We start from the raw sequence: 9,930 nt of genomic DNA on the forward strand, positions 1-9,930 counted from the left end.
CGTTCAGCACTGCCCGCACGTCCGCGGTGACGCAGCCCGCCCCCCGGGCACTGGTGAAGGACGACAACTCCGCGGCCGTCCTGGCGGTCTTCAACGCCATCAACAGCTACCGGACATCCCTCAAGCTGCCCCCGGTCAAGTACCACCCTACGGTGGCGTCACTGTCCCAGGACTGGTCGGACAATATCGCCACGCGCGAGGTGATCGAGCACCGTGCGAACTTCTGGACGGATCCCCGCGCCCTGAACCCGGACCTGGCCGCCGGTGAGGTGATCGCGGTGCGCTGGGACCGGGACGCGGCGAAGCTGGTGGACTGGTGGAAGAGTTCGCCCGCCCATGACGCCCTGCTGCGGGACCCGCGCTTCAACGTGATCGGCGTCGGAATCACCTTCACGGACGGAAACCCGGTAACCACCCCCAACCGCTACACGATGTGGGGCGTGGTGAACCTGTTCGGGTACAGCACCCTGCCTTCCGGAACGGTAACGAGCCCGGGCGGCCCCATCACGCCGCCGCCTCCCAGCGTGTGCGATCCCCTCGCCAAGCACCAGCCGCCAACCCTGAACCTGGCCAGCGCCGCGATCCGCGGGCCGGGCGACCTTGTGGCCGTCGATCCTTACGGGACGCTGCTGGACTATCCGGCGCTCGGCAACGGACGCTTCGGCGCGGCGCGGACGGTGGGGACGGGCTTCACCGGCGCCAAGGAGCTCTTCGTGACGGACTGGGACCGGGACGGGGTCTTCGATGTGCTGTCGCAGCAGCTCGACGGCAGGCTCCTGCTCTACCCGGGCGTGCTGGAGGGTGGATTCGGTGACACCGTCCAGCTCGGCAGCAGCGCGTGGCAATCCCTGACCCTTGCGGTGGGCACGTGGTGCGGCAACAACAGAATGCCTCAGATCCTGGCCACCAACTCCAACGGCCAGCTGTTCCTGTACCGGAACCTGGGACTGGGCACCGTGGGCGCCGCGAGCAGCCTGGGTGTGACCGTTCCGGGCCAGCGCCTGGCCATGGTCGACTACGACGCCGACGGCCTGCAGGACCTGCTGGCCGTGGAAGGCAACGGGTACCTTAGCCTCTACCGAGGAAGCGGCAGACCGGCGCCAAAGGCCCAAAACCGCACCGTCATAGGCACCGGCTGGACAGACTACAGCGGGCTGCGTTCCCTGCGGGATGTCACCGGCTTGAATTCCACGGGCATCGCAGGGCTCACTGCGGACGGAACTATCGAATACTGGGCGCTGGATACCGGGCAGTTCAGCACCTCCGCCGCGGTCGTCAGTGGCTGGGGCGGCCTCAAACTGGCACAGTAACCCGCGCCGGCAGGGTCAAGCCGCGGCAGGGCACCCGCGCCGGCAGGGTCAAGCCGCGGCAGGGCACCCGCGCCGGCAGGGTCAGGCCGCGTTCTCCTGTTCGAGGACGCTTTTCAGCTTCTCCAGCTGCAGCACCTCGGCCTCCATGGTCTTCTGGATCATGCCGCCCAGGAATTTGTGCAGGCCCTTCGGGTGGAACTCCAGCGCGAAGCGCAGCCGGGTGCCGCGGCCTTCGGTGCTCAGGTAGTAGCCGCCCAGCGGCCTGGCGGGGCCGGCAACAACCGCGAAGCGCACCTCCGCGCCGGGCCGTGCCTCGGTGATCTGGAAGTCCGCCGCGAGCGGCCGGCCGCCCGGCCCGAGCAACGTCTGCTGGTACACGGCGCCCTTCTCGCCGGCTTTGCCGGAACGGAGGGAGATGCTGCGGATGCCGCTGCGCCACAGGGGGTTGTTCAGCCCGTCGACGAGGAAAAGATAGACACTCATGGCGTCGCGGCCGATCAGTACTTCGTGCGCTGCGAATGCCATGGGATCCCCTTCTATGTGCGACAAAATGATGTAGCCCGGTTCCCCATGACGCACAGCTATCCGTTTCAGGATAGGCAGGGGCCGGAGCGCCGGGACACCGTTGCCGCGAGCCTTAACCGAATCTTTATTACATCGGGCGTTGTATTGCGGTACAGTTCCTGCGCCGCAAACAGAAGGGACTGTTCATGCCTGTCGCACTCAACACGGGCCCGTTTCCGGTACGACGACGCCGTTCCAGGGCCCGTCTGCCGCTTGCCGTTTCGCTGTGTGCGGCTCTGCTGCTGGGCACCCCGGCGACGGCCCCCGCGGCGGGCAGCACCGCCGTCGTACCCGCCGTCCGGACGGCGGGCGCCGCACCGGTGACGGTCAATCCACTGCCCCACCTGGCGCCGGTGTTCAGCGCCGGCAGTATTGCGGTGCTGGTCAACAAGTCCCATCCGCTCAACCCGCTGCGGTACGTTCCCGGAGACCTCGTCAATGCCCGGGGCAGCGGCTACTACCTCCGGGCGGCAGCGGCGGGTGCCTTGAATTCGCTCTTCAATGCGGCGTCAAGTGCCGGGTACGGCCTGGCGGTGGTGAGCGGCTACCGCTCGTACGACACCCAGGCCGGCCTGTACGACTACTACGTCCGGACCTACGGCCAGGCTTATGCGGACACCATCTCCGCCAAGCCCGGCTACAGCGAACACCAGACCGGTCTGGCGGCGGACATCGGCAACGCGGGCGGCTCCTGCGGCCTGTCCACCTGCTTCGGGGATACCCCCGCCGGACGCTGGGTGGCGGCGAACGCCTACCGCTTCGGCTACATCGTCCGCTACCCCAACGGCTATTCGGGCACCACCGGATACAGCTACGAGCCCTGGCACCTGCGCTACGTGGGGCCCACCATCGCCGCCGACATGCGCGCCCGCAGCTATCCCACCCTTGAGCATTACTTCGCCGGCAACCCTGCGGCCGGGGCCAGCATCAAGAGCGGTTCGGACCTCCTGGCGGTGAGCCCGGCCGGCCAGCTGCTGCGCTATGCCGGGGGCGGCGGGAAGTATCTTCCGGCAACCGTGATCGGCAGCGGCTGGTCCGGACTGAAGCAGGGCTTCGTGGTGGACTGGAACTCCGACGGCGTCTACGACCTCCTTGCGCAGTGGAAGAACGGGGTGCTCGGCTTCTACCGCGGCCGGCCCGGCGGCGGTTTCGACGCGCAGAGGACTGTGGGCTGGGGATGGGGCGACATGACCATCACTGTGGGAAAGACAGCACGAAGCCAGAAGTATCCCGGAGTCCTCGGCTACAAGCCCGACGGCGTGCTGCGCTACTACCCCAACACGAGCGGCGCGGCGCTGGGCACCTCCACCGTTGCCGGCCAGGGATGGTCGGGGCGCACCATCACCCTGGCCGACTGGAACAACGACGGCAACAACGACATCCTGTCCCAGGCTCCGGGCGGGACGCTGCTGTTCTACAAGGGCAACGGAGCCGGAGGCGTTGCGGCAGCCACCCCGATCGGCTGGGGCTGGGGCAACATGGACGCGCTTGCGCCCGACTTCGGTTTCGCGGGCATCGGAACCCGCGGCCTTACCGCCCGCAACGCGGACGGAACGCTCCACTACTACGGATTCCGCAGCGGCAGCTGGGCTCCAGTCAGGGTTGTCGGCAACGGCTGGAGTCCGTTGTCGATCTTCAAATAGTCCCTGACCCGACGGCGTCGGTTGCCACGTGCATGGCCTCCGGTGAGCCTTGGCGGGGAACGCCTGTGATCTGCGCTAAGCTGGGATCTGCTCCGGCCGAAACGCCGGGCAATGCGGGCGTAGCTCAATGGTAGAGCGCTAGCTTCCCAAGCTCGATACGCGGGTTCGATTCCCGTCGCCCGCTCCACGTGAAACACCCCGGTCCTTGTGGGCCGGGGTGTTTCTGCTTCTGCTTTTCCTTGCAGGCTCCTACGCCGCCCGCGGCACGATCCGTACCATCCTGCGCCGGTTCTTCAAGTCCACCCTGAGCTGCAATGCCGACTTCCGGGCCAGCACGACGGCGACCGTCCCCGCCGCGAGCGCCGGCACGCCACCGGCCACCAGGATCGCCAGGTGCGGGTTCAGGTGCTCGGCCAGCCAACCCATCATGGGCCCGCCGATCGCCTGCCCGCCGATCAACACCACGAGGTACAGGCTCATGACCCGGCCCCGGATGGCCATGTTGGCGCTGGTCTGCACCATCTGGTTGGCGGCCGTGAGGAACATCAGGCACCAGAAGCCCGAAAGGACCATCGCCGCGCCGAACCACGCCATCGACGGCGCCAGCGCACCCAGGCACAGCATCAGCCCGTACATTCCCGCGCCCAGTACGACGGAGCGCAGGCGCAACTGCCGGCGCCGGGCGGAAGCGACGGCCCCGGCCAGTGCCCCGAGCGCAACCAGCGCGTTCAGCAGGCCGTAGCCTCCGGCACCGGCGTCGTACACATGGGCTGCAAAGGCGGCCAGCAGCACCGGCAGGCTCATCCCGAACACCGCCACGAAACCGGCCATGAGCCACGGCCAGTAGATGGTGGGCTTGCGGAGCGCGTAGCGCAGGCCTTCGGCGAGCATGCCTTTGCGCCTGGGCGCCGGCTTGCTGAGGTGCAGCTCGTCCTTGCGGAGCAGCAGCAGGGTGGTGATGGTGGAGCAGCAGGCCAGGGCGTTGCCGGCAAAGGCCCAGCCGGGCCCGACGGCGTTCAGCAGCGCACCCGCCAGTGCCGGACCGATCAGCCCGCCCAGTTGGAAAGTGGTGGAGTTGACGCTGATCGCGTTGCGCAGGTACGTGGGTCCGACGAGTTCGTTGACGAAGACCTGGCGGGCGGGCTGGTCGAGCACGGTGACCAGCCCGAGGACGAACGCGATGACGTAGACCTGCCACACCTGCACGGCGCCGCTGAGGGACAGGACCGCGAGGGTCGCGGCAAGGGCTGCGGCCACGCTCTGGCAGAGCATGAGGATGCGGCGTTTGGCGAAGCGGTCGGCGATCATTCCGCCCCATGGGCCGAGCACCAGGGAGGGCATGAACTGCAGGGCGACGGTGATGCCGACGGCGGTGACGGAACCGGAGAGCTGCAGCACCATCCAGTCCTGGGCGATGCGCTGCATCCACAGCGCGACGACGGCCACGAAGTGGCCGATTGCGAAGACCCTGAAGTTTTGGATCCGGAGGGAGATGAAGGTGTGCCGCCAGGGCAGGCGTTCGCTCACGACGGCGATCGGCTGGGTGACGGTGTCCGGGTCGCGGCCGGCGTCGCGGGCCGCGGAGCTCACGGATTCGATGGCGGAGTGGCTGACGGTTGCCTCGGAGGGTGGAGGGGGTGCCAAGGGAGTGTCCTCATTCAAGCGTTAGGTTCAGGCAGGATTCGGTTCAGGTGGTTTCACTGGAATGCCTTTAACGCTAAGGTTGGCCCCGGTAATCATGGAAGCGTATTGGCCTTATAACTCCTATTGCATTCCGCAATAGCAAGCTCCTTGAGGAGACCCGTGTCCGGTGCAATACTGTTCGACCCCGTGCAGCTCCGCTCGTTCCTGGCCGTCGCGGAGACCCTGAGCTTCACCAAGGCCGCCGAACGCCTCGGCCTCGCCCAGCCGACCATCAGCCAGCACGTGCGCAAACTCGAAGCCGCGGCCAAGCGTTCGCTCGTGGCGCGCGACACCCGGGACGTCCGCCTGACAGACAACGGGGACGCTATGGCCGGCTTCGCCCGCAGCATCCTCGCGGCGCACGATGACGCGGCCCGCTACTTTTCCGGTTCGGCGATGCGCGGCCGGCTGCGCTTCGGCACCGCGGACGATCTCGCCATCACCGGCCTGCCGCGGATCCTGCGCGAGTTCCGGCAGCTGTATCCGCAGGTGAACCTGGAGCTCACGGTCAGCCAGAGTGACCAGCTGTACCGACGGCTCAATGCGGGCCAGCTGGACCTCGTGTTCGTGAAGTGGGTGGGCGAGGCCAAGGATGGCACGGTAGTCCGGAAAGACAGCTTCGACTGGGTGGGCCTGGAGCAGACCGCGCTCGATCCCGGCAGCCCGGTCCCCCTCATCTGCTACCCCGCTCCGAGCGTCAGCCGGAAGCTCGCCATCGATGCCTTGGAGGCGCGCGGTCGCACCTGGCGGGTGACGTGCTCCACCAGGCAGATCGCGGGAGTCCTCGCGGCGGTACGGGCGGGTATCGGCGTCGCGGTCATGCCGTCGTCGCTGGTTCCGGAGGACCTCAAGGTCATCACCCACCGTTTCGACCTGCCGCCCGTGGGCGACGTGGACTTCACGCTGATCCGCAATCCGCTTGCCAACGCCGAGGCGATCGACGCGCTGACCCAGGCAATCATCGGCAGGACGCTGCGGAAGCAGGCGTAGGGTTCCGGATGGCATTCGTTCACCGATGCAGGGAATCCTCCAACGCCGCCAGGACAAGGGCCACGGAGTCGCCGTTCGCATTCGGGTCCAGCATGGCAATGAAGTCCGGGTCAAGATGGCCTAGGAGCGGGTGCCCCAAGGCAGCGGTTGCCTCGGGGTAGCAATTGCTGGGACCGGGACCGAAGAGGTGCCGCTGGGCAAGCAAAGTCATGGGTTCCGCTCCGTAATGGGTTGGTTTCGTGTCATTCGGGTCAACCGACTACCCGGTACATGAGGTCGATGAAATTGCCGCCGAGTGCCGCGATGATGGTCGGTTCGTCGACGCCGCGGACCACCAGTTCCCTCGTGATGTTCGGGAAGCCCTCGTACGTCTTGATGCCTTCTGCGTAGGGATACCAGGGCGGGGACTGCATGCACCCCGGGCCTTCCCACTTCATGCGTTTGACGTACAGGGTGCCGTCGTACTGGATGTTGAGGTAGCCCTCGCCGTCGATGAAGGCGGTCTCGTAGACGCTGCGCCGCCCCTTGGGGAAGTCCGTGCAGACCCCGACGCCCGTTGGCCCGAAGACCTCGAGCGTGTACATCAGGTGATCGGCCATCTGCGCAACCGTCGGCTCGTAGTCGTCGTTGATTTCGAGCGGCATCGTGCTCATCATCCCGCCCTTGGCGGCCACCACGTGCATGGTCTCATCCATGGCGTTGCGCCGGTTTCCGAACACCGAGTAGCAGTTGTTGTGCGAGAAATACGGCGGTGCGGTGGATGCCTGGGCCGCCGTCAGCTGCGTCCTCTTCCCGCCGTGGGACAGGTCCACCAGCATGCCGGCACGGTTCATTTCGGCGATCATTTCGCGGCCGATGCTGCTGATTCCGGAGTTCTCCGGCTCGGCGCAGCCATCGCCCAGGAAGTTCCGCTTGTTGTAGGTGATGGCTGAGGATACGACGCCCATGTCCCGGAAGAGCTCGACATTTCCGGGATCGTCCCCGAAAGGCTTGGCGTTCTGAAACAGGTAGTAGACGCCGATCCGGCCGTCTTCCTTGGCTTGCCGTATGTCGTCAGCACAGGTGACCTTCACGAGGTCAGCCGAATGCTTGCGGATGTTTCGATTCCAGAAGGTGATCTGGTCCATGGCGGCACGTTGGTCATGTTCCTCGGCGGAGAGCGTCATGCCCACGCAGTCGACCCCGCCCCGCCGCAGCAGGGCGATGGAATCATCCAGGGAACCGCCGCCGCCCGGAGGAATCGCACCGCAGGTGTCCACCACGGTGGCCCGGGAATGGAGGTCGAGCGCGTACGCTTCCTCGTCCGCGCTCAGGTGGCGGGACAGGTAGGCATGTTCAAGCTGGGTCCGCGTCATTGTTCTTCCTGGAAATCCTGATTGATCATGTCCATGAGCCTCGTGTCCGTTGGCAGAAGACCAGCCCGAAGGAGAGCGTCCGCCCATGCCTTGAACTCAGTCGGATTGGCCTGTGGTGTCCGGGCCCAAAAGCCGATTCTTTGGAACTGGGCAATGGTGGCCAACAGTTCCCCGTCGGAGATGGACGGGAACAGCGCTGCCGCCTCCGCGGCGACCGTGGCGGCCTGCTGCTCCGCCAGCCAGGCCTGTGCCAAACCCAGCCCCGCCCGGAACGCTTCCAGCGTGGCGCCGTTTTCCTGCGCCCAGTCTTTCCTCGCGCAGTAGACGGACCACGGGACCGGGCCAAGGCCTTCGGCGAGCGGCACGGCTTCCCGCAGCCGGGGATCCTGCGCCTCCTGGCCGCCCGCCAGGAGGAAGTCACCGGGTCCGGCGAGGAACTCTTCGACCACCGCCTCCGGCTGGTAGCCGACCAGCAGCTTGATGTCTCCCAGCGGGATGCCCCGCCGGTGCAGGACCTCCAGGAAGGCAACCCACGACGTCGGAACATAACTCGGTGCGACGAGGAGGACTTTTCCGCGGAGCACCTTCCAGTCGAAGGCGGTGGGGCCGCCGCCAAGCACCGGATCCGCCGCGCGCTGGAACAGGAAATGCCGCGTCTGGGTGTTGCTGACCGCGGCCACCACGCTGGGAACAGCCCGGTTGAGGCGGTCCGCGAAGACCACGCTTCCCAGCACCAGCTCGGCCTCCCCGCGGACCACCGAATCGGTGATACTGCCGTGGCCTGGAGCCTGCTCGAGTACTTCCACGTCCACTCCCGCCTCAGCGAAGAAGCCCCGGGAGATGGCCACGTAGTGCGGCAGGTAGGCGAGATTGCGGGCGGCCGCCACCCGCACGGTTGACGCAGCGGCCGCCAGCGGCTCAGAAGTGGGCAACGGCGCCTGCTTCATTGGCTTCTTCGAGGGTCTTGCCCTTTGTCTCCACGCCGCTCGCAGCGAAAAGCACTACGACTCCGAACATGACCGCAAGGACGCTGAACACCCCGGAGAGCTTCCAACTGTCGAAGATCAAGGCGAACAGCGGAGGCATCACGATGGGGCCGACGCTGCCAACACCCTTGACGAAGGACACACCGAAACCACGGACTTTCGTGGGATAGAGCTCCGGGGCCCAGGACCAGATGGTGGTGGTCAGAAGCAGGCAAAAGAACTGGAAGATGGCTCCGAAAATGACCACCTGTGCGTCATTGCTGGCAACCATTCCGAAGAGAAAGGCATCGATTCCGCCCAGAAGGGCACCGACGATCATCACCATGCGGCGTGGAAGCCGAAAAGTGACGGTGGCCGCACAGATCGTGCCGAGGAGACTGCCCAGCTGCATGACCAGGGTGTAGACAAGGCTCTGTCCCACCGAGGAACCGCGGGACACCAGGAACGTGGGCATCAGGGTCAGCAGGGAGATCTGCGCCCCGACCAGCATGAAGTACGCGCCACCAGCTGTGACCGTCCTGCGGAGCAGGCCGCCAAGGAAGATGTCCGTGAGCCTGACCCGCCGGGCGACGCGCAGTTCGCCCTCGCTCTCGGGCAGACGGTCCGGATCAATGTGGATCTCAGAGTCCGGCACCTTGCCAGCGGCGATCTGGGTCAGGCTGCGGTTGCATCCCTCGACGTCGCCCCGGGAAAGCAGGAACCGCGGAGACTCCGGCATCTTGCGCCGGATCACCAGGACCAGGAGAACCGGCAGGACCAGGAGGCCGAAGAGCCACCGCCAGCTGGTCGCCGGGCCGCCGAAAAAGTCACCCAGCACCACCAGGACCAGGCCGGCGTACAGCGGAGCGATCACATTGCCCAGGCCCCCGGAGAAAATGTTCAACGCGGCCACCGAGGAGGCCCGCAGACGGGTGGGCATCATCTCGGAGATGAGCGCGATGCCGACTGCCAGTTCTCCACCCAGCCCCAACCCGACGAAAAGCCGGGCCACCATGAAGAATTCGTAGTTGGGAGCGATGGCGCAGAAGACTCCGCCAATGGTGTAGATGAAGAGGTTCAACACCAAGGAGAACTTGCGGCCTTTGAGATCAGCCAAGGCTCCCGCCGCCCAGGCGCCCAGCGTCAAGCCGATGAAGGTCATCGAGGTAATCAGTGCGAATTGAGGCTTGGATATGCCAAAGGACTTGATGATGTTCGAGCCGGCGAGTCCGACGGAGTTGGACTCCAGGATGTCGAAGAACATGCCCGCGACGATGAGCGCGATAGTGACGATGTGGGTCCGCGTCACAGGAATCTTGTCCACCGAATCGGACAGTTTCAACAACATGGAATTAAGTCTGGGGCTGGTGCCCTTGATGTCTAGCGAACTCATTTTCTGCCTCCTGGGATGAGCCGTTTA

General features: G+C 66.0%; 8 protein-coding genes, 1 tRNA gene and 1 pseudogene. 4 read left to right on the forward strand and 6 right to left on the reverse strand.

Going from position 1 to position 9,930, the window contains the following annotated elements:
- The first annotated feature begins 26 nt into the window (after positions 1-26).
- The gene (locus tag ACNQPB_RS13310) at positions 27-1,310 is read left to right on the forward strand and encodes a CAP domain-containing protein (protein ID WP_498752418.1); all 1,284 of its coding nucleotides are present in this window, start codon (positions 27-29) and stop codon (positions 1,308-1,310) included.
- A gap of 81 nt (positions 1,311-1,391) precedes the next feature.
- On the opposite strand, the gene ACNQPB_RS13315 is transcribed toward ACNQPB_RS13310, so the two are convergent.
- On the reverse strand, positions 1,392-1,835 hold the full coding sequence (locus ACNQPB_RS13315) for an SRPBCC family protein (protein WP_498752420.1): 444 nt from the start codon (positions 1,833-1,835) through the stop codon (positions 1,392-1,394).
- A gap of 185 nt (positions 1,836-2,020) precedes the next feature.
- Here ACNQPB_RS13315 and ACNQPB_RS13320 point away from each other — a divergent pair, with 185 nt between their 5' ends.
- Both ACNQPB_RS13320 and ACNQPB_RS13325 read left to right on the forward strand, forming a co-directional pair.
- On the forward strand, positions 2,021-3,517 hold the full coding sequence (locus ACNQPB_RS13320; RefSeq protein ID WP_498752422.1) for a M15 family metallopeptidase: 1,497 nt from the start codon (positions 2,021-2,023) through the stop codon (positions 3,515-3,517).
- A 113-nt stretch (positions 3,518-3,630) separates the two neighbouring features.
- Positions 3,631-3,704, forward strand: a tRNA-Gly gene (locus ACNQPB_RS13325).
- Positions 3,705-3,766: 62 nt separating this feature from the next.
- Here the strand turns inward: ACNQPB_RS13325 and ACNQPB_RS13330 are convergent.
- The gene (locus ACNQPB_RS13330; RefSeq protein WP_498752424.1) at positions 3,767-5,161 is read right to left on the reverse strand and encodes an MFS transporter; all 1,395 of its coding nucleotides are present in this window, start codon (positions 5,159-5,161) and stop codon (positions 3,767-3,769) included.
- A 174-nt stretch (positions 5,162-5,335) separates the two neighbouring features.
- Here ACNQPB_RS13330 and ACNQPB_RS13335 point away from each other — a divergent pair, with 174 nt between their 5' ends.
- Positions 5,336-6,190 (forward strand): LysR substrate-binding domain-containing protein, encoded by an 855-nt coding sequence (locus ACNQPB_RS13335; RefSeq protein WP_498752548.1) that lies wholly within the window; start codon positions 5,336-5,338, stop codon positions 6,188-6,190.
- A gap of 70 nt (positions 6,191-6,260) precedes the next feature.
- Here the strand turns inward: ACNQPB_RS13335 and ACNQPB_RS13340 are convergent.
- The 4 genes and pseudogenes from ACNQPB_RS13340 to ACNQPB_RS13355 form a co-directional block, all read right to left on the reverse strand.
- Positions 6,261-6,401, reverse strand: a pseudogene (locus ACNQPB_RS13340) (alanine--glyoxylate aminotransferase family protein); the annotation flags it as partial.
- Between the two features lie 40 nt (positions 6,402-6,441).
- A complete protein-coding gene (locus ACNQPB_RS13345; protein WP_498752425.1) occupies positions 6,442-7,545 on the reverse strand; it encodes a membrane dipeptidase in 1,104 nt (367 codons plus the stop codon).
- Positions 7,542-8,477: an ABC transporter substrate-binding protein gene (locus ACNQPB_RS13350; protein ID WP_498752427.1), complete on the reverse strand. Its 936-nt coding sequence runs from the start codon at positions 8,475-8,477 to the stop codon at positions 7,542-7,544. The genes ACNQPB_RS13345 and ACNQPB_RS13350 overlap by 4 nt, the downstream gene beginning before the upstream one ends.
- A complete protein-coding gene (locus tag ACNQPB_RS13355; RefSeq protein WP_498752429.1) occupies positions 8,464-9,903 on the reverse strand; it encodes an MFS transporter in 1,440 nt (479 codons plus the stop codon). The genes ACNQPB_RS13350 and ACNQPB_RS13355 overlap by 14 nt, the downstream gene beginning before the upstream one ends.
- Between the last annotated feature and the right edge of the window lie 27 nt (positions 9,904-9,930).

The organism is Curtobacterium sp. LFS079, from assembly GCF_047977865.1.
In the GTDB taxonomy this organism is placed as follows: Bacteria; Actinomycetota; Actinomycetes; order Actinomycetales; family Micrococcaceae; genus Arthrobacter.